Source organism: Amycolatopsis sp. DG1A-15b (assembly GCF_030285645.1).
Lineage (GTDB): Bacteria > Actinomycetota > Actinomycetes > Mycobacteriales > Pseudonocardiaceae > Amycolatopsis.
Window position 1 is genome coordinate 5,525,001 of record NZ_CP127296.1, and the last position, 18,988, is coordinate 5,543,988.

General features: G+C 70.7%; 15 protein-coding genes and 1 rRNA gene (1 of these 16 running past the window's edge). 10 read left to right on the plus strand and 6 right to left on the minus strand.

What is annotated here, in order from left to right; genetic code table 11:
• Nucleotides 1-199 (minus strand): 16S ribosomal RNA (locus tag QRY02_RS25260); it reaches 1,316 nt to the left of the window's first position.
• 447 nt (nucleotides 200-646) lie between these two features.
• Between QRY02_RS25260 and QRY02_RS25265 the strand changes: the two genes are divergently transcribed.
• Nucleotides 647-1,435, plus strand: coding sequence for an alpha/beta fold hydrolase (locus tag QRY02_RS25265; protein WP_285985329.1), 789 nt, complete (start codon nucleotides 647-649; stop codon nucleotides 1,433-1,435).
• Nucleotides 1,432-2,190 (plus strand): SDR family oxidoreductase, encoded by a 759-nt coding sequence (locus QRY02_RS25270; protein WP_285985330.1) that lies wholly within the window; start codon nucleotides 1,432-1,434, stop codon nucleotides 2,188-2,190. The genes QRY02_RS25265 and QRY02_RS25270 overlap by 4 nt, the downstream gene beginning before the upstream one ends.
• Here the strand turns inward: QRY02_RS25270 and QRY02_RS25275 are convergent.
• On the minus strand, nucleotides 2,175-3,722 hold the full coding sequence (locus tag QRY02_RS25275; protein ID WP_285993913.1) for an IS1634 family transposase: 1,548 nt from the start codon (nucleotides 3,720-3,722) through the stop codon (nucleotides 2,175-2,177). The genes QRY02_RS25270 and QRY02_RS25275 overlap by 16 nt on opposite strands.
• 153 nt (nucleotides 3,723-3,875) lie before the next feature.
• Between QRY02_RS25275 and QRY02_RS25280 the strand changes: the two genes are divergently transcribed.
• The 5 genes from QRY02_RS25280 to QRY02_RS25300 all read left to right on the plus strand — a co-directional run bounded on the left by QRY02_RS25280 (nucleotide 3,876) and on the right by QRY02_RS25300 (nucleotide 10,620).
• Nucleotides 3,876-6,473 carry a bifunctional FO biosynthesis protein CofGH gene (locus tag QRY02_RS25280; protein ID WP_285985331.1) on the plus strand — a complete coding sequence of 866 codons (2,598 nt, stop codon included), beginning with the start codon at nucleotides 3,876-3,878 and terminating at the stop codon, nucleotides 6,471-6,473.
• A 44-nt stretch (nucleotides 6,474-6,517) separates the two neighbouring features.
• Nucleotides 6,518-7,045 (plus strand): DUF4232 domain-containing protein, encoded by a 528-nt coding sequence (locus tag QRY02_RS25285; RefSeq protein ID WP_285985332.1) that lies wholly within the window; start codon nucleotides 6,518-6,520, stop codon nucleotides 7,043-7,045.
• Between the two features lie 90 nt (nucleotides 7,046-7,135).
• The gene (locus QRY02_RS25290) at nucleotides 7,136-7,990 is read left to right on the plus strand and encodes a HalD/BesD family halogenase (RefSeq protein ID WP_285985333.1); all 855 of its coding nucleotides are present in this window, start codon (nucleotides 7,136-7,138) and stop codon (nucleotides 7,988-7,990) included.
• 29 nt (nucleotides 7,991-8,019) lie between these two features.
• A complete protein-coding gene (locus QRY02_RS25295) occupies nucleotides 8,020-8,808 on the plus strand; it encodes a class I SAM-dependent methyltransferase (protein ID WP_285985334.1) in 789 nt (262 codons plus the stop codon).
• Between the two features lie 78 nt (nucleotides 8,809-8,886).
• On the plus strand, nucleotides 8,887-10,620 hold the full coding sequence (locus QRY02_RS25300; RefSeq protein ID WP_285985335.1) for a choline/carnitine O-acyltransferase: 1,734 nt from the start codon (nucleotides 8,887-8,889) through the stop codon (nucleotides 10,618-10,620).
• A 53-nt stretch (nucleotides 10,621-10,673) separates the two neighbouring features.
• Here QRY02_RS25300 and QRY02_RS25305 read toward each other — a convergent pair whose 3' ends face one another.
• Together QRY02_RS25305 and QRY02_RS25310 are read right to left on the minus strand one after the other, a co-directional pair.
• Complete coding sequence (locus QRY02_RS25305; RefSeq protein ID WP_285985336.1) at nucleotides 10,674-11,162, minus strand: sigma-70 RNA polymerase sigma factor region 4 domain-containing protein; 489 nt, start codon at nucleotides 11,160-11,162, stop codon at nucleotides 10,674-10,676.
• Nucleotides 11,159-11,329 carry a hypothetical protein gene (locus QRY02_RS25310; RefSeq protein ID WP_285985337.1) on the minus strand — a complete coding sequence of 57 codons (171 nt, stop codon included), beginning with the start codon at nucleotides 11,327-11,329 and terminating at the stop codon, nucleotides 11,159-11,161. Before QRY02_RS25310 ends, QRY02_RS25305 begins: the two co-directional genes overlap by 4 nt.
• Before the next feature lie 450 nt (nucleotides 11,330-11,779).
• Between QRY02_RS25310 and QRY02_RS25315 the strand changes: the two genes are divergently transcribed.
• From QRY02_RS25315 to QRY02_RS25325, 3 genes are all read left to right on the plus strand, one after another.
• On the plus strand, nucleotides 11,780-12,505 hold the full coding sequence (locus QRY02_RS25315; protein WP_285985338.1) for a hypothetical protein: 726 nt from the start codon (nucleotides 11,780-11,782) through the stop codon (nucleotides 12,503-12,505).
• A 41-nt stretch (nucleotides 12,506-12,546) separates the two neighbouring features.
• The gene (locus QRY02_RS25320; protein ID WP_285985339.1) at nucleotides 12,547-15,747 is read left to right on the plus strand and encodes a glycosyltransferase; all 3,201 of its coding nucleotides are present in this window, start codon (nucleotides 12,547-12,549) and stop codon (nucleotides 15,745-15,747) included.
• A 118-nt stretch (nucleotides 15,748-15,865) separates the two neighbouring features.
• A complete protein-coding gene (locus QRY02_RS25325; protein ID WP_285985340.1) occupies nucleotides 15,866-16,909 on the plus strand; it encodes a fatty acid desaturase family protein in 1,044 nt (347 codons plus the stop codon).
• 260 nt (nucleotides 16,910-17,169) lie between these two features.
• Here the strand turns inward: QRY02_RS25325 and QRY02_RS25330 are convergent, their stop codons facing one another.
• Both QRY02_RS25330 and QRY02_RS25335 read right to left on the minus strand, forming a co-directional pair.
• The gene (locus QRY02_RS25330) at nucleotides 17,170-18,093 is read right to left on the minus strand and encodes an alpha/beta hydrolase (protein WP_285985341.1); all 924 of its coding nucleotides are present in this window, start codon (nucleotides 18,091-18,093) and stop codon (nucleotides 17,170-17,172) included.
• A complete protein-coding gene (locus tag QRY02_RS25335; RefSeq protein ID WP_285985342.1) occupies nucleotides 18,090-18,872 on the minus strand; it encodes a class I SAM-dependent methyltransferase in 783 nt (260 codons plus the stop codon). Before QRY02_RS25335 ends, QRY02_RS25330 begins: the two co-directional genes overlap by 4 nt.
• Between the last annotated feature and the right edge of the window lie 116 nt (nucleotides 18,873-18,988).

The following is an 18,988-nucleotide window of genomic DNA, read 5'->3' on the forward strand; positions in this document are numbered from 1 at the left end:
TCAACAACCCTGGATGCCCAAGGTTGTGATATCCGGTATTAGACCTCGTTTCCAAGGCTTATCCCAGAGTGCAGGGCAGATTACCCACGTGTTACTCACCCGTTCGCCACTAATCCACCCGAAGGCTTCATCGTTCGACTTGCATGTGTTAAGCACGCCGCCAGCGTTCGTCCTGAGCCAGGATCAAACTCTCCATCAATGAACAGTTTAATCGAGGCAAAATACTTGCTCTCAAAGGAACCTCATACGAGGTTCAATACATAAGCTCTACTGGCTTAGTTCACTAGCACACTGTTGAGTTCTCAAGCAACACACCCCGAGTCGCACCGCCGTCAAGCGGCCTTACCCGAAGCGAGTATTCCTAGCAGTTTTTGGTGGGACACCCACTCAATCGCGATCCGCGAGAGCTTGGTTCGTGTCCCGGTGGCCACCCGGTTTCCCTGGCGACTTGGAGAACTTTACATGCCCCGAAAGGGCCCGAAACAGGGGGGTCCCTTAACAAGATCAGCGCAGGTCAGACCCCATGACGGAGCCCGTCCCGGCCTCAGTCTGCCCCGAACCGGCCGGGAGCGCCACCGAAAGAATATTGCTCCGACTACATTGCGCCGTATTGCTCCGCAGTAAAGCTCCGCCTAGCGTCGGCCGCATGAGACTCGCGCACGACGACCTCGGCCCGAAGAACGGGCGACCGGTCCTCCTCGTCCACGGCCACCCCTTCGACCGCTCGATGTGGCGGCCCCAGGCCCAGCACCTGGCGGGCAGCGGCTACCGCGTCGTGACCCCCGACCTCCGCGGCTACGGCGAGTCCCGCACCCCAGGCACGAAGACCGGCCTCGACGTCTTCGCCGGAGACCTCGTCGAGCTGGCCGACCACCTGGAGCTGGACCGGTTCGTCCTCGGCGGCCTCTCCATGGGCGGCCAGATCGTCATGCAACTCGTGGCGGACCACCCCGAGCGCGTCGCCGCTCTCGTCCTGGCCGACACCTTCTCGGGCCTCGACACCCCCGAGGCCAAGCAGGCCCGCTACGACACCGCCGACCGGATCAGCGCGGAAGGCATGGCGCGCTACGCCGAGGAGCTCCTGCCCAAGATGATCTCGAAGCAGACCCGGGCGACCCGGCCGGACGTCGAGGCGCACGTCCTCAGGATGATGCGCAACGCCCCAGCGGAGGGAGCCGCGGCCGCGCTCAGGGGCCGCGCCGAGCGCCCCGACTACACGCCGGGACTGAGCGACATCGCCGTCCCCACCCTGGTCGTCGTCGGCAGCGAGGACGAGTTCACCCCCGTCGCCGACGCCGAGCTCATCCACCGGAAGACGAAGGCTGCCACCCTGGTGGTGGTCGAGGGCGCGGGCCACCTGCCTAATCTGGAGCGCGAGACCGAGTTCGACGAGGCACTCAGCACCTTCCTGAACGACAGCGGAGCGACCCCATGACCCAGCAGACCGTGTTCGTGACCGGCGCGAGCGCCGGCTTCGGTGACGCCATCGCGCGCCGGTTCGCCGCCGAGGGCGCCCGCGTGATCGCCGTCGCCCGGAGCGAGGACAAGCTGGAAAAGCTGGCCGGCGAGCTCGGCGACGCCGTCCTGCCGGTGAAACTCGACGTCAGCGACCCCGAGGCGGTCAAAAGCGCCGTCGAAGGCCTCCCGCAGAGCTGGCGGGAGGTGGACGTCCTGGTCAACAACGCCGGCCTGGCCAAGGGCCTCGAGCCCGCCCACAAGGCGGACCTGCGGGACTGGGACGAGATGATCGCGACCAACGTCCGCGGCCTCACGCACGTCACGCGCGCGCTGCTCCCGGGCATGGTCGAGCGCGGCCGCGGGCACGTGATCAACATCGGCTCGATCGCCGGCACCTACCCCTACCCCGGCGGCAACGTCTACGGCGCGACCAAGGCGTTCGTCCACCAGTTCAGCCTCAACCTGCGCAGCGACCTGCACGGCACCGGCGTGCGCGTCACCACCATCGAGCCGGGCATGGTCGGTGGCACGGACTTCTCGAAGGTCCGCTTCGACGGCGACCAGGCCAAGGCCGACAAGGTCTACGAAGGCACGACCCCGCTGACCGCTGAGGACGTCGCCGAGTCCGTCCACTGGGCCGCGAGCCAGCCGAAGCACGTGAACATCAACGTCATCGAGCTGATGCCGGTGGTCCAGAGCTTCTCGGCGCTGCAGATCTACCGGGAGTCCTGAAAGAGGGAGAACAACGCCTGCTGAGCCGGGTCCAGCTCGGTCAGCAGGCGTTTCGCCCGCGGCCGCCCGCCGGTCGACGGATATCGCAGGACCAGCTCGCCGATGCTCGCGAGCTGGTCCAGCAGCTCCCGGACCGACAGGTTCATCCCCGCCCGGTCGGCCTCGCGCCGCATCAGGTGGGTGACGGTCGCGGCGAGCACCGAGACGAGCCCGTGTGCCGCGATCCGCTGCCGCGTCCACTCCCAGCGCGGGGTCGGGCCGGTGACGGCGGGGCCGGTGAGCCAGCGGAACGTCGATTCGAGGTGGGTCCGGGCCCGGTAGGCGGTGACCACGTCCCCGATGGGCCAGTCCCGGTCGGTGACCAGCACCTGCTTGCCGAAGAACTCCTCGTCCAGCCGGGCCAGCGCGGCCGTGTCGATCCGGCGGTCCACCCGGATCTCGCCGGGCCGGTTCCCGCTCAGGACGGCGGTGAGCACGCGCTCGATGCGCCGGCCGCGGGTCACGCGCCCGATTTCGGCGTGGACCTGCGCACGGTCGCCGCGGTGGGTGCCCGCCGCCAGGGCCTCCGCGAGCCCGTCGAGCTCGCGGGTCGCGGTGGCCAGCTCGTCGGCGAACGCGCGGGACTGCGCCGCGTGCAGTGTCGCCGAATGGGTGAGAATCACCCGCCGCCGGACGCCGTCGACGACCGCGTGCGTGTCCAGCGCGGTGAGCCCGGCGAACCGCTCGGGGTCGACGCGCTTGCGCGCGGACGCGGGCTGGGTCAGCAGCTCCGGGTGGTCGGTCAGCGGCAGCGACCCCACGAAGCCGCTGCGCGAGCCCAGGTCCAGCTGGGCCGCCTGACCGGCGTGGAAGACCAGCGTGGCCGGGCCCAGCCCCGCCATCAGCGAAGCGAAGGTCGGCGCCGTCCCGTCGTCGCGCCGGTAGAGCCGCGACGCCAGGGGGATCGCGCCGTCGCGGGTCACCCGCAGGCCCGCTCCGGCGAGCACGCCCCGGCAGGCCGACGGCAGCGTGCAGTCCGCCGGGGCGAACGCGGCGAACTGCGGCACGTCGACGGCGAGCGCCGCGTGGTCGTCCAGGGTGTCCAGGACCGCGGCGGCGACGGCTTCCTCGATGCCCGCGATGCGTTCCGGGGTGAGGCGTTCGAGGGCCCGCCACATGCCGTCCACCGTGGACAGCCGGGGCCGGACCAGGTCCGCGGCCGCCCCGGAAGCCCACCACTGGGCGATCGGCGTCTCCGGAGCCGTCGCTCGGTGCAGCACCGCGACGGCGAGGGTCAGCCCCAAGCCCGGCTTCGAGCGCACGACGTCGTCGACCCGGCGGACGAAGTCCAGCCGCGAAAGCGTCGCCCAGACCGCGGCGACGTCGCCGTACGTGCGGTACGAAGCCGACGCCGGCTCGCCGCCCGGGACGGCGCGGGCGATCTCGTCGGCCGTGCCGAGATAACGCTGGGTCACCACACGCGGTTTGCCGTCGACCCGGGCGGACTCCGCCAGGTAGTAGTAGGTCCGTCCGCCGATCTTCTTGCCGACCACCGATGCCACCCTTTAGGTAATACACGCCGGACGACTGATCGACAACCCCGTCGGCCCGCTGACCTGCGACGACGATCGGGTGCAGAATGACGACCAGACAGGTGCGGAACGCACCCTGGCTGGTCCCGCGACGGCGGTCCTAGCGTGGGTGGAATGGGACCCGAACCCGACGCGACCACCCCGACCGCCTCCGCGATGCGCCGCGCGCTCGCCCGGGCGCGTGACGGGAAGACACTCGACGTAGCCGAAGCGAGCGTCCTGCTGCACGCCCGCGGTGACGACCTCACCCAGCTGTCCGAGTACGCCTCGCGCATCCGCGACGCGGGCCTGGCCGAGGCCGGGCGCGCCGGCGTCATCACCTACAGCAAGAAGGTGTTCATCCCGCTGACCCGGCTGTGCCGCGACCGCTGCGGCTACTGCACGTTCGTCACCGTGCCCGGCCGGCTCGAATCGCCGTTCCTGTCCCCCGACGAGGTCCTCGACATCGCCCGCAAGGGTGCCGAGATGGGCTGCAAGGAAGCCCTCTTCACGCTCGGCGACCGGCCCGAGGACCGGTGGAAGGCCGCCCGCGACTGGCTGGACGCGCACGGCTACGACGACACGCTCTCCTACGTCCGCGCGATGGCGATCCGGGTGCTGGAGGAGACCGGCCTGCTGCCGCACCTCAACCCGGGCGTGCTGACCTGGCAGGACTTCCAGCGGCTCAAGCCGGTCGCGCCGTCGATGGGCATGATGCTGGAGACGACCGCGACCCGGCTGTGGAGCGAGAAGGGCGGCCCGCACTACGGCTCGCCGGACAAGGAGCCCGCGGTCCGGCTGCGCGTGCTCGAAGACGCCGGGCGCAGCAGCGTCCCGTTCACCACCGGCGTCCTCATCGGCATCGGCGAGACGTTCGAGGAGCGCGCGGACGCGCTGTTCGAGATCCGCAAGGTCGCCAAGACCTACGGCGGCATCCAGGAAGTCATCGTGCAGAACTTCCGGGCCAAGCCGGACACGAAGATGCGCGCGACGCCGGACGCCGACCTCGAAGAACTCGCCGCGAACATCGCCGTGGCGCGGCTGGTGCTCGGCCCGAAGATGCGCATCCAGGCGCCGCCGAACCTGATCGGCAACCAGTACGACCTGATGATCCGCGCGGGCATCGACGACTGGGGCGGCGTCTCGCCGCTGACCCCGGACCACGTCAACCCGGAACGCGCGTGGCCGCAGATCGACGAGCTCGCCCGGCGCACCGAGAAGGCCGGCTTCGAGCTCAAGGAACGGCTCACCATCTACCCGGAGTACGTCAAGGCCGGCGAGCCTTGGCTGGACCCGCGGATCACGCGGCACGTCGCCGCGCTCGTCGACTACGAGACCGGGATGGCCCGCGAGGGCGCGATGCCGGTCGGCATCCCGTGGCAGGAGCCGGACGGCGGCTGGCAGGAGTCCGGGCGCACCGACCTGCACACCGAGATCGACACCACCGGCCGCACCGAAGACCGCCGCAGTGACTTCGACTCGGTCTACGGGGACTGGAAGGAGATCGGCGACCGGATCAAGACCGGGCCGCAGAAGTTCGACTCCACCGTCCTGGAAGCCTTGCGCAGCGCGGAAAAGGACCCCGCCGGGCTGTCCGACGACGCGGCGCTCGCGCTGCTGTCGGCCGAGGGCAAGGAGCTGGACGCCTTCACGAAGCTCGCCGACGACCTGCGGCGGGAGACGGTCGGGGACGACGTCACGTTCGTCGTCACGCGGAACATCAACTTCACGAACGTCTGCTACACGGGTTGCCGCTTCTGCGCCTTCGCGCAGCGTCGCACCGACGCCGACGCGTACACGCTCTCGCTGGAGCAGGTCGGCGACCGCGTCGACGAGGCGTGGGCCGCCGGTGCCACCGAGATCTGCATGCAGGGCGGCATCCACCCGGACCTGCCGGGCACCGCGTACTTCGACCTCGCGGCCGAGGTCAAGCGCCGTCAGCCGGAGATCCACCTGCACTCCTACAGCCCGATGGAGGTCGTGAACGGCGCTTCGCGGAGCAACCTGTCGCTGAAGGACTGGCTCATCAAGGCCAAGGAAGCCGGCGTCGACTCGCTGCCGGGCACGGCCGCGGAGATCCTCGACGACGACGTCCGCTGGGTGCTCACCAAGGGCAAGCTGCCGACGTCGGAGTGGATCAAGGTCGTCACGACCGCGCACGAGGTCGGGCTGCCGACAACGTCCACGATGATGTACGGCCACGTCGACACCCCCGCGCACTGGGTCGCGCACCTGAAGCTGCTCGCGCGGCTGCAGCGCGAAGGCCTGGAGAAGCACGGGCGGCGCGGGTTCAGCGAGTTCGTGCTGCTGCCGTTCATCCACCAGAGCTCGCCGATCTACCTCGCCGGCCTGGCCCGCCCGGGCGCGACGCAGAACGAGAACCGGGCGGTGCACGCGCTGGCCCGGCTGCTGCTGCACGGGATGATCGACAACATCCAGAGCTCCTGGGTGAAGCTCGGCACCGAGGGCAGCCGCGCGGTGCTGCAGGGCGGCGTCAACGACATCGGCGGCACGCTGATGGAGGAGACGATCAGCCGGATGGCCGGCGCGTCGAACGGGTCGTACAAGACGATCAGCGACATGCGGGCGATGGTCGAGCCGCTGGGCCGGCCGCTGGTGCAGCGCACGACGGGCTACGGACGGCCCTCGGCCGAGCGGCTCGCCGCGGCGGAGGCTTCGGACGGCGTCGCGACGCAGGTGCGCAAGCCGCTCCTGCCGCTGCTGACTCCGTGAGGTGGGGCGGGCGCCTTCCGGGGCGCCCGCTACCCTTGCGCCGCATGGGGGTTTATCGTTTCGCACCACTTCTCGTCGTCGCGCTTCTCGCGGGTTGCAGCACTCCGCCGCCGCCCGCGCCGGTGCCCACGACGGCACCGAGCCCGACGTACGCGCCACCGCCGTCGAGCGGGCTGTCCCTTTCGGTCGGTCAGGTCGAAGCCGGGCTCGGGCACCGCGCCAGCGTCCTGACCCTGACCAACCGGGACGCCGCGCCGCGCAAGGTCACCGGCTACCCGGACCTGAAGATCCTGGCGGGCGACGGTGCGCCGCTCGACGTCCAGATCCTGCACGAAACTTCCTACTTCGCGCCCGATCCGGGTCCGCAGGACCTCACGCTCCAGCCGGGCGAAAAGGCGCTGTCGGTGCTCGCCTGGTCGGCGACCGTCACCAGCGGCGACAAGCACACCGGCGCCGCGATCTCGGTGGTCCCGCTTCCGGGCGAACCCGCGCAGAAGCAGCCCCTGGAGACCGACCTCGGCACCACCGACACGGTCAAGCTCAGCGCGTGGGCCAGCCGGATCGGCAATTGACGACCGTGTGTCACCGCTCACAAACCGACGGTTGACCAGCGGGATTTTGTGCTACCTCTGTTCCTTCACCCGCCGGAAGGGACCTCGACGATGAGCACCTCGGTAGCGCCACTGGAAATGGTCGACACCGACCGCTACCCGCTCACCGATCCGGATCGTCCCGCCTGGCGGGAGACGGTCGGCCGCACCCGCGCCGAGCTGGCCGGGGCCGGCTGCAGCGTGCTCGCCGACTTCATCCGCCCCGAGCTGCACGACGTGCTGCGCGAAGAGTGCGCGGCGCTCGAACCGCACGCCTACACGAAGATCGAAAAGGTCAACGCCTACAACACCGCGATCGGCGAGCCGCTGCCCGAAGGCCACCCCGGCCGGACGATCATGGAACGCGGCAACGCTTTCGTCGCGCGCGACCACATCCCGGCGTCGTCGATCATCGGCCGGCTCTACACCAGCCCGCTGTTCCGGCGGTTCGTCGCGGACTGCTTCGGGCTGCCGGAGCTGCACGAACTCGCCGACCCGCTGTCCGGGCTGACGCTCAACGTGATCGCGCCCGGCCGCGCGCACCCGTGGCACTTCGACACGAACACCCACACCGTCAGCATGCTGACGCAGGCCGCGGCCGACGGCGGCACGTTCGAGTACTGCCCGAACATCCGGTCCGCCGCGGACGAGAACTTCGCCGCCGTGCGCTCGGTGCTGGCCGGCGACACCCGGCTGGTCCGGCGCCTGGACCTGCGGCCCGGTGATCTCCAGCTGTTCAAAGGACGCTTCGCGCTGCACCGGGTCAGTACCGTGGAGGGCGCGATCGCGCGGCACTCCGCGATCTTCGCCTACAGCGAGCGTCCTGGCGTGATCGGCAGCGCGGAGCGGACCCGCCAGCTGTTCGGCCGCGTCCTGCCCGCCCACCTCGCGGAGCGCGCCATCCGCGGCGACGAGCTGCTCGACTAGATCACTCGACTGGATCAGGAGCCTGGCCCGTGCCTTTCGACTCGACCGGCAAGATCTCGTTCGACCACATCTACACCGCGCCCGACCCGCGTCCGTTCTTCGGCACGCTGAAGCGCGTCGGCTACCACATCCCGCAGCTGGCGAAGCCGTACTTCGCGCGGCTGATCGCCGAGCACCCCGCCGAGCGGCCGACCGTGCTCGACGTCGGCTGCTCGTACGGCGTCAACGCGGCCTTGCAGCGCTGCGAAGCGACGATGGACGACCTCTATGCCCACTACACGGATCCGGCCGTGCGCGCGCTGGACCACGCGGCGCTAGTCGAGGCGGACCGGGCGCGCGTCCGAAGTGGCAACCCGCGGTTTTACGGCCTCGACAGCTCGGCCCCGGCGCTCGAGTACGCGCTTTCCGCCGGGTTCCTCGACGAAGCGATCCACGCCGACCTCGAACGCGACGACCCGGACGGCACCCAGCAGAAGCTGCTGGACGACGTCGACCTCGTGATCTCTACCGGCTGCGTCGGGTACGTCACCGAGAAGACCCTCAACCGGGTCGCCCGCGGCGCGCGGCCGTGGATGGCGCACTTCGTGCTGCGGATGTTCTCCTACGAGCCGATTGCCGAGAGCCTGGCCGAGCTGGGGTACGAGACGACGAGCGTCGAAGGTGTCTTCCGGCAGCGGCAGTTCGCCTCCGCCGAGGAACAGACGCAGATCCTGGACACGTTGAGCGCGGCCGGGGTCGACCCCACCGGGCTGGAGTCCGACGGGTGGCTCTACGCGCAGCTGTATGTATCCCGTCCTGCAGGCTTCCCCGAACTGTGACATTCGGGGCTTCGCCCCGAGCCGGGGGCTTCGCCACCCGGACCCCGCAAGAAGTTTGAGACTCCCCCAATCAAAAGGATGACCGTGAGCAGTCCGGAATGGTCCACCCGCACGTTCGGCAACGAGGACCGGCTCCCCCGCGTCCCCGTCCCCACCTTGGAGGACAGCGGCCGCCGCTTCCTCGAGTGGTGTGCTCCGCTGCTGACACCGGAGGAGCTGGCCGAGACCGAAGCCGCGGTCGCGGCGTTCCTGGCGGGGCCCGGGCCGGAGCTGCAGGCCCGGCTCGAGGAGTACGACCGCTCGCCGGGCGTGCGCAGCTGGCTCGACACGTTCTGGCCGTATCGCTACCTCGGCCGCCGCGACCGGATCGCGCTCAACGCCAACTTCTTCTTCCTGTTCCAGGACTCCCCGCTCGGCCAGGTGGAGCGCGCGGCCGAGCTGACCGCGTCCGCCGTGGACTACAAGCTGAAGCTGGACCGGGAACTCGTGCCGCCGGTGCTCCTGCGCGGCACGCCGCAGTCGATGGTGCAGCACAAGTACCTGTTCTCGGCGACGCGGATCCCGGGCGAGGTGCTCGACACCGCGCGCACGCGGTACCCGTCGCCCGAGCGGCACATCGTCGTGTTCTCGAAGGGCACGCCGTTCCGGATGGACGTCCTCGCCGAAGACGGCCGCCCCCACTCGCCGGCGCAGCTGGCCGACGGGCTGCGCGCGATCCTCAAGGACGACCACGTCACCGACGTCCCGGCCGGGCCCCTCACGACGAAGGCACGCGCGGAGTGGGCCGCTTCGCGGGCCTCGCTGCTCGAAGCGGGCAACGCCGCCGCCTTGGAGACCATCGAGACCGCGTTGTTCTGCCTGTGCCTGGACGACTTCACGCCGGCGGACGCACTGGAAGCGGCCGACCGGCTGCTGTACGGCGACAACCGCTGGTACGACAAGGCCGTGTCGCTCATCGTGTTCGAGGACGGCACCGCGGGGATCAACGTCGAGCACTGCGAACTCGACGGCACGACGATCCTCGGCTTCACCGACGCGCTGTTGAGCGGTTCGCGCGAGGAGCGCGAACCGGCTGACGGGGTCCCCGGCCACGAGGTCGTCGAGTTCACGCTGACCGACGCCCTCCGCGAAGACGCGCGCGCCGCCCGAGAAGCCTTCAAGGCCTACGCGGACGCGACGGCGACGGCGACCGTGTCGTTCGACTTCGGGGCGAACCGGGCCAAGGAGCTGGGGATGTCGCCGGACGCCTTCGCCCAGATGGCGTACCAGCTGGCCCACCGCCGCGCGAAGGGCCTGACCGGCGCGACGTACGAATCGATCGCGACCCGGCAGTTCCAGAACGGCCGGACCGAGGCCATGCGGGTCGTGACACCGGAAGTCGTGCGCTTCGCCGATGTCCTGACCTCCGACGCCTCCGCGGAAGAGAAGCGCGAAGCGTTCCGGGCCGCGGCGGCGAAGCACGTTGCCCGCGCGAAGGAGTGCCAGGCCGGGGACGCACCGGAGCAGCACCTGTGGGAGCTGCAGCTGATCGGGAAACGGCGTGGGGACACCGAAACCCCGGCGCTGTACACCTCGCCGGGCTGGCTGAAGATGCGCGACGACTACCTGAGCACCAGCTCGGCGCCGTCGGTCAACATCCGGTACTTCGGCTTCGGCTCGACCAGCCCGCAGTGCATCGGCATCGCCTACGTGCTGCTGCCGGACCGCTGGAACATCTACCTGAGCACGCCGAAGCACGTCTCGGCGGAGATGGACCGCTTCGCCCGCGAACTGACCCACGCGGTGGACGAACTGCAGGGACTACTGGCCTGAGAGGTTCGGAATGAGTCGGCGTGTCGTCTTTGCGTGACCGGTGCGTCGCCCTTTCACGCGGGCAAGGTGGCTTTCGAAGTCACGGTGCGCAGCGCGCCCCGCAGCAGCCGGACGATCTGGGGAGACGTCCAGCCCGTGCGGGTGGCTAGTTCGGCCGTCGTGAGGTGGTCCACCGCCGTCGACCACAAGGCGAAGCGCTGGCGCGGCGGCAGCAGCGTCACTTCGTCGAGCAGTACCGCGTCCCGCAGTGCCGCGTCCAGCCGTGGCCGATCGATCCGCCGGCCGAGGTCGGCGCGCAGCTCCGTCAGGACGCGGGCGCGCACCTGCCGTCCGGCGTCCGCGACCGCCCGCGATTCGGTGGCATCCGGCTGTGCGCAAAGGATCCGGGTGCACAACGTGGCACTCGTCCGCCGGGAATGGCCGGTCTGGCACGCGACCCGGTAGACCAGCGTCAGCATCCGGCCGGGCAGATCGACCTCCGCGGATTCCCACGCCGGCGCCGGGTCGGCCGTCGAGGGCCGGGAGTGGCTCCCGGCCGTCACCCGGTCACCTTCGGCCGCGCCGGTTCCGCCGGCAGGTGCTCCAGCAACCAGACGAGTTCCGCGGCGTCGATGATCCCGGCGTCCGCGGCGCGGATCCAGGCGTCGGCCGCCCGCCGGCTGAACTCGCGGGTGATGAGGGGTTTCGTCGTGTTCTGGACGCTGGTCATCAGCTGCTCCCGGTGGGCGGGTGACGCGTGTTCGGCCACCGGGGTCCGGGGTTGCCGCGACGTGCTGCTCTTGAAGAATGGTAGGCCGACTTCCGCCGGGGAGCGATTCGGTGACCGATAGTCCGCCTCCGGCGGCAGTCGGGGCTGGTGCGCCCGACGTTTCGCCTCGCGGCCGGGTTCAGCCGAATGGCCCAGTGATATCACTTTTTGGGGGTCGTGAGCCCGGAAGGTTGGTCTCTTCGGCGCAGTTGATGTGACGCAAGGCCCTAGCTGTCACCCACGCTCGGACCGGATGCTGGGAACACGGAGAGCAACACGCAGGAGGGCGTGTGGAGTTGCCACACTGCTTCCGCGCCGCTGGGGGCTCAGCCGCGCGTCGTGCTCGCCGCTTCCGAGTATCTCCGGCTCCTGACCGGTTCCCCTGATTCACGAGTTCATGAAGGAGTCACCGTGGTCACCCAGCATTACCCGCGCGGTCCGGATCTGTTCGCCGGACTCGGTTCCGGCAAACGTCAGCAGGCCCGCAACGCCGAGGCGAACCGTCGCGTCGATCCGGTCTTCGTCGATCCGAGCGGGCGCCGGCGGCTGCTGGTTCGCGGTTCGGCCGGGGTACTGGCCGTCGCGGGGGTCGCGTTCATCGCCGGTACCGGGCTGTTGCTGGCCAACCAGCCCTCGACGTCCGCCTCCGCCGACGCCCGGGCGAATTCCGCGCCGGGCGGCCTTCCGGCTGCCCCGGGTGCGGGGTACCAGCCGGCCGCCGGCCCGGGAGAGAAGCAGTCGCCGGGGACGGGCCGGAGCTCCGGGCCGCGGATCGCCATCCCGGCGAACGTGCTTCCCCTGTCCCCGGTGGCGAGCGGCAACGCGCCGGAGGGAAAGCAGCCCGCAGGCGGAGCGCAGAGTGGCACGAGTGGGCCCGCGGCCGCGGTGCACCAGCAGCCGGAGAACCAGGCAGCCGTCGGCCAGGCGCCGGTGAACCGGGCCGATCCCGTTCAGCCGGCGCGGCCGGTAGCGGTGGTTCCGCCGGTAGCGGTGGTTCCGCCCGCGGTCGTGCCGCCGCCCGCTCCGGCAGCGGTGGCGCCGGTCGTGTCCGTGGTCCCACCCGTGCTCGAGGTCGTCGGCGACGTGGTCGCACCCGTGACCGGGGCTGTCGGATCGCTTCTCGGTAACCTGCTGTGACCGGGCGCCGGAGGTGGCGAGGCCGCCTCCGGCTGCCTTGGGTGTTCGCGGGCATCGCGGTGGCCCTGCTGTCGGTGATGCTCGTCATCGCGGGCCTGGCGAGCTCTCAGGTCAGCAACGACGCCAAGGCGCACGACCCGGTGGGCACCGCGTCGGTGCCCACCGCGGTGATCAACGGTGGCGCGGTGGTCGACGCGACCCGGTCGCCGGTGGCCTCGCGGGCACCGGCCGCCAAGACCATCGCCCTGACCTTCGACGACGGACCCGATCCGACCTGGACGCCCCAGATCCTCTCCATCCTGCGCAAGCACCAGGTGCCCGCGACGTTCTTCGTCGTCGGCTCGATGGCATCGCGCCATCCGGAACTCCTTCGCAGGATCCACGACTCCGGTTCGGAAATCGGGCTGCACACCTTCACCCACCCCGACCTGGTGGACGTCTCCCCGTGGCGGATGGACCGGGAGCTGGACCAGACGGAAATGGTGCTCGTCGGCAGCACCGGCCTGACGACCAACCTCTTCCGCCCGCCGTATTCCTCCGGCGTCTCCGCCGTCGACGATCTCGGCTACCGCACCGTGCAGTCCGCGGCCGCGCGCGGTTACCTCAGCGTCTTCACCGACACCGACAGCGATGACTGGGCCCGGCCGGGGGTCTCGGCGATCGTGCACAACGCCACGCCGCCCTCGGACGCGGGTTCGATCGTACTGATGCACGACGCCGGCGGCGACCGGTCCGAGACGGTCGCGGCACTGGATCAGCTGATCCCGCGGCTGCAGGAGCAGGGCTACCACTTCACCACCGTCACCGCCTCGGTCGGGATGGCCCCGGCCAACCAGCCCGCCACCGCCCGGGACCGGGTGACCGGTGAGGTCCTGCTGGGCGCCATCGGCGTTTCCCTCGCCGTGGTCGCCTGGCTGCAGTGGATCCTGCTGGGCGTCGGCGTGCTGGTGATCGTCCGCCTGCTGCTGATGCTCTTCTACGCGGGCAGGCACGCCCGGCAGCGCCGCCATCCGCGCTGGAGCTGGGGGCCCCCGGTGACCGAACCGGTCTCGGTCGTCGTGCCTGCCTACAACGAGTCGGCCAACATCGAAGTGGCGCTGCGGTCCATCCTGGCCAGTGACCACCCGGTGGAGGTCGTGGTCGTCGACGACGGGTCCACCGACGGCACCGCCGATCTCGTCGAAGCCCTCGAGCTGCCCGGGGTACGGGTCCTCCGCCAGCGCAACCAGGGCAAGGCGGCCGCGCTGAACGCCGGGGTCGCGCAGGCCCGGCACGACCTCATCGTGATGGTCGACGGGGACACCGTGGTCGAGCCCGCCACCATCCGGCGCCTGGTGCAACCCTTCGCCCGGCCTGGGATCGGGGCGGTGTCGGGCAACGTGAAGATCGTCAACCGCGACACCTTCCTGACCAGGCTGCAGCACATCGAGTACGTCATCGGGTTCAGCGTGGACCGCCGCATGCACGACCTGACCGGGTCGATCTGCACGATCCCGGGTGCCGCGGGCGCGTTCCGGCGCGCCGCGATCGCCGATGCCGGCGGCGTGAGCTCGCTGACCCTGGCCGAGGACACCGATCTGACCATCGGGATCGGCCGTGCCGGCTGGCGGATGGCCTATGTGGACGATGCGGTCGCCTGGACCGAGGCCCCGGCGACCCTGCGGCAGCTGTGGCAGCAGCGGTTCCGCTGGACCTACGGCACGATGCAGTCGGTGTGGCGGCACCGCCGGGCGGTCCTCCAGCGGGGCACGGCGGGCCGCCTGGGCCGGTTCGGGCTCCTGCACGTCCTCGCGTTCCAGATCGTGCTGCCGGTGACCGCACCGCTGATCGACGTCTTCTTCGTCTACGGGCTGTTCTTCCTCGATCCCGGCACGACGCTCGTGCTTTGGCTGTCGGTGATGCTGCTGCAGAGCGCGGGCGCCGCGTACGCCTTCCACCTCGACGACGAGCCGAAGAGCGCGCTGTGGCTGATCCCGATGCAGCAGCTGGTTTACCGCCAGCTGATGTACGTGGTCCTCATCCAGTCGCTGGGCGCGGCGGTGTCCGGGATTCTCGTGCGCTGGCAACGGATGCACCGCATCGGTGCCCTGCGGGCCACCGTGCGGGCCGAGGCGGCGCCCGCCGAGCCGGTCGAGCCTCGGGTCGCTCCGGCCGCCGAACCCTCGCCGCCGGGGCGCCGGGACCGCTGGCTCGACAGCCTGCGCGCGGTCGCGCTGGTGCGGGTCGTGCTCTACCACGCCACGGGCTGGGGGTGGCTGAGCCTCGTCTTCCCGTCCATGGGCGTGATGTTCGCGCTCGGCGGCTCCCTCATGGTGAGCTCACTGCGCCGCACCCCCGCGGTGGACGTCGTCGGCCACCGCATCCGCCGGCTGCTGCCCCCGCTGTGGCTCTTCGGCCTGGTCGCGGTCGGGCTGATGCTCGCGCACGGCTGGGCCCAAGACACCGGCGACCTCGCCCTGAGCTGGCCGCGGATGGTGTTCTGGGTGTTCCCGATCCTGGACCCGCCGGGCAGTCTCTGGGGTGCGGACTTCACGGTGGCGCTGTGGTACTTCCGCGCCTACCTGTGGTTCGTGCTGCTCAGCCCGATGCTGCTGCTCGCGTTCCGCCGCCGTCCGGTCGTCACCGTGCTCGCCCCGCTGGTCTTCGTCGCGGTGGACGCCGTGCTGGGCTCCCCGCTGACCGATTCGGGTCCGGTCGGCGAGGGCGTGCTGGACTTCGTCACCTTCGGGGCGTGCTGGATGCTGGGCTTCGCCCACCGGGAAGGGTTGCTTCGCCGGATCCACCCGGCCGTGCTGGCGGGACTGTTCGCCGCCGCGGTCGGACTGGGCGCCTGGTGGACGGCGGGGCACCCGCTGCCGGACGGGACGGTCGATCTCAGCGACATCCCGCTCGGGCAGGCGTTGATCTCCGCCGCCGCGATCCTCGTGTTCCTGCGGGTGTCGCCCAAGCTCGCTTGGCTGGACCGGACGCCGGTGCTCGGCCGGCTGGTGACCCTGCTCAACGCGCGCGCGGTGACGGTCTTCCTGTGGCACAACGTCGCCATCGACCTGTCCTATCCCGTCGACGACTGGCTCGGGTGGTCGTCCCAGCCGGTTCGGCTGGCGACAGCGGCGGTCCTCACGGTCGTGGCCGTGCTCGCCTTCGGCTGGGTCGAGGACCTGGCGGCCCGCCGTCCCCCGCAGCTGCTTCCCGGTGCCCGCCGGAAGCCGGTCGTTCCCGCGGTCGTTCCGGCGGGCGTCTGACGATTCTCGTGGTGTCGGTCCTGTCTCGTTTAGCGGGGAATCCGCGGGGGAATCCGGTCGGAGTAGTGAACGAGTGGTCGCCCCGGTCCCCGGCGCCATGACTTGGGGAAGGGCTTCCATGGTGGTATCTCCGGAGAGCGTCGGGGTTCGCGCGAAGTCGCGTGACGATTTCAGTGAACTTGTTCGCCTCGTGCGGGGTGAAGGCTTGCTTGACCGTCGTCGCGGCTATTACGCGGTGAAGATCGGTCTCACGCTGCTCGCGCTGGCCGGCGGGTGCGTGGTGTTCGCGGCGCTGGGCGATTCGTGGTGGCAGCTGGCCACCGCGGTGTTCTTCGCGGTGGTGTTCGCCCAGATCGCGTTCCTCGGCCACGACGCCGGGCACAACCAGATCTTCCGCACCGGGCACGCCAACGACCGCGCCGGCTACGCCTTCGGCGGTCTCATCGGGATGAGCTACGGCTGGTGGATGGGCAAGCACCGCCGCCATCACGCCAATCCCAACCACGAAGGCGACGATCCCGACATCGACATCCCGCTGCTCGCCTTCACCCGCGGGCAGTCGGCCGAGAAGAGCGGGTTCGTGCGCTGGACTTCGAAGCACCAGGCGGCACTGTTCTTCCCGTTGCTGTTGCTGGAAGGGCTGAGCCTGCACTGGGCAGGTATCCAAGCGGTGTGGCGCGGCGAGGTCAAAGCACGTCGGCTCGAGGCGGTGCTGCTGATCGCCCACGTCGGTGTCTACCTCGGTGCGGTGTTCGTGGTGTTGTCCCCGCCGGTGGCGGTCGCGTTCATCGCGGTGCACCAGGGGCTGTGGGGCGTCTACCTGGGCTGCTCGTTCGCGCCGGGCCACAAGGGCATGCCCACCTTCACCGACAAGACGCAGCTGGACTTCATGCGCAAGCAGGTGCTCACGAGCCGCAACGTCCGCGGCGGTCCGTGGGTCGACTTCACGCTCGGCGGGTTGAACTACCAGATCGAGCACCACCTGTTCCCGAGCATGCCGCGCGCCAACCTGCGCCGCGCGCAGCCCCTCGTGCGCGCGTTCTGCGCCGAACACGGGATCGACTACGCCCAGTGCGGCCTGCTGAAGACCTACCACTACGTCCTGCAACACCTGCACGACGCGAGCGCGCCACTCCGCGCGAAGAGCGCACCCGCCCGGTAGCTTGCGGGCGCTGAGGAGGTTCGGACCGCGCCCACGATCAGCGAACGAGCCTCAACTGGGGAGTCGTGGGCCGGGCGGACGAGATGGTTCCGGCCCAGTCGGGCCGGCGGGCCTGCCGGCGAGGAAAGTGCGCCTGGCGTGGGCGAAACCGCGGCAGTCGCCGAAGGTGTCGCGGCTCATCTCGGCGAGTTCCCCAACCCGGTAGGTTTCCAGCGGCCGTGAACGGGGGAACCATCGGCCCGGCCGACGCCCTCACCGGGTTACGAGACATCCCTGAGCAGGCGCCGCAACCAGGTCAGCCGGGCGGCGACGGCCGCCCGGCTGAGCGCCGCCTCGGGCACCAGCGCGTCGAAGCCGTGGAAGCCGCCCGGCCACACGTGCAGCTCGGCGTCGCCGCCCGCCTGCCAGATCCGGCTCGCGTACGCGACCACCTCGTCGCGGAACGTCTCGGCCGTGCCGACGTCCAGGAACGCCGGCGGCAGGCCGGAAAGGTCCTCGGCGCGGGCCGGTGCGGCGTAGGCCGGGACGTCACGGCGGTCACCCAGGTACGCCGTCCAGCCGACGTGGTTCGCCGTCCGGTCCCACAGGCCGCGGCCGTCGAGGTCGACGGCCGACACCGAGTCGTTGCGGTCGTCGAGCATCGGGCAGATCAGCAGCTGCCCGATCGGGAGCGGGCCGCCGCGGTCGCGGGCCAGCAGGGTCGTCGCCGCGGCCAGGCCGCCGCCCGCGCTGATCCCGGCGATCACCGGGACGCCCAGCCGTTCGACCGTCCACAGCAGACCCGCGTAGCAGTCCTCGACGGCCGCCGGGTACGGGTGCTCCGGCGCCAGCCGGTACCCGGGCGAGACGACGGCGAGGCCCAGTTTCCCGGCCCAGCCCAGCAGGTTCGGCACGTCCGGGCCGAGGTGGCTGCCGACGATCAGGCCGCCGCCGTGCACGTGGTAGACGACGCCGGCCGGGGCCCGGTCCGCCGGGGTGACGACCAGCAGCGGCACGTCGCCGGCGCGTTCCTTGCGGAAGGTGAACCCGGGGTGCGCGGCCGCCAGCTCTTCGACGGTCCGGAAGTCGGCCGCGACGACCTCGCGGCGTGCGGGGATGTCGGCGAGCGTCACCAGCGGGCTCCGGCCGGCGCGCAGCTCGCCGACGACCGCGGCCAGCTCCGGGTCGAACGGCGGCGGGGTCACGCCGCGGGGTCCGAGACGACGAGGACGAGCGAGCCCTCGAACGTCGGCTGCTCGCGCAGCTTGCCGTAGCGGCGTTCCCACGTGCCGTCGTCGAGGTCGTGCTGCAGTTCCGCGGCGAAGCGGTGGTGCACGCGGTCGTCGACGAAGCTCCACGCCGAGCACGACAGCCGCGCGCCCGGGTCGAGGAGGCGTTCGGGGCGGGCGTAGTAGGCCTCGTTGAAGCCGTCGGTGCAGTCGATCGGGATCGGCACGCCGACCACCGAGGTGTGCCCGCCGAGGCCGTCGGCGATGTCGTCGACCGACGGGTAGCGCCGGGCCTCGGTCTCGATCACTTCGGGCGCGTAGTCGAGCAGCCAGAAGCGGCGAAGCAGCTGAGGGTCGCAGGTCAGGATGGCGATCGGGCCGCGCGTGACGCGGCGCATCTCCTTGAGGCCGGCCCACAGGTCGTTCCACTGGTGCACGCTGAACGTGCTCATCGCGCCCTCGAACGCCCGGTCCGGGAACGGCAGCTTCTCGGCCACGGCGTCGACCGCCGGCGGCAGGCCCGCCGGGCGCTGCGCACGCATCGAGGCCGACGGCTCGACAGCCGTCACTTCGCGGTCTTCGGGTTCGTACGCACCGGCGCCCGCGCCGACGTTCAGCACGGTCCGCGCGTCACCCAGCGCGTCGACGAGGTACTGGCCGATGCGGGGATCCGGCTTGCGGTAGTCGGTGTAGACCCCGCCGATGGCGCCGTAGTCGGCGTCCCCGGCGCTCCCGTCCGCACGTCGCTGGCTCATGTCCAGAAACTAGCAGCGGAACGCGGCTGCCCGGTCGTTGCTCCGCAGGAGGTAAGCGAGCGTCGGACATCCGGCGCAGCCGTCAATTCCTGTCGCAAACTTGCGTAAGTTCGTTC

What these genes read in the sequence shown, in the direction of transcription:
- QRY02_RS25285 (WP_285985332.1), top strand. Translation starts at nt 6,518, where the DNA reads ATGGGGGTTTATCGTTTCGCACCACTTCTCGTCGTCGCGCTTCTCGCG.
- QRY02_RS25290 (WP_285985333.1), top strand. Translation starts at nt 7,136, where the DNA reads ATGAGCACCTCGGTAGCGCCACTGGAAATGGTCGACACCGACCGCTAC.
- QRY02_RS25335 (WP_285985342.1), bottom strand. Translation starts at nt 18,872, where the DNA reads ATGAGCCAGCGACGTGCGGACGGGAGCGCCGGGGACGCCGACTACGGC.
- QRY02_RS25280 (WP_285985331.1), top strand. Translation starts at nt 3,876, where the DNA reads ATGGGACCCGAACCCGACGCGACCACCCCGACCGCCTCCGCGATGCGC.
- QRY02_RS25325 (WP_285985340.1), top strand. Translation starts at nt 15,866, where the DNA reads ATGGTGGTATCTCCGGAGAGCGTCGGGGTTCGCGCGAAGTCGCGTGAC.
- QRY02_RS25310 (WP_285985337.1), bottom strand. Translation starts at nt 11,329, where the DNA reads ATGACCAGCGTCCAGAACACGACGAAACCCCTCATCACCCGCGAGTTC.
- QRY02_RS25265 (WP_285985329.1), top strand. Translation starts at nt 647, where the DNA reads ATGAGACTCGCGCACGACGACCTCGGCCCGAAGAACGGGCGACCGGTC.
- QRY02_RS25300 (WP_285985335.1), top strand. Translation starts at nt 8,887, where the DNA reads ATGACCGTGAGCAGTCCGGAATGGTCCACCCGCACGTTCGGCAACGAG.
- QRY02_RS25270 (WP_285985330.1), top strand. Translation starts at nt 1,432, where the DNA reads ATGACCCAGCAGACCGTGTTCGTGACCGGCGCGAGCGCCGGCTTCGGT.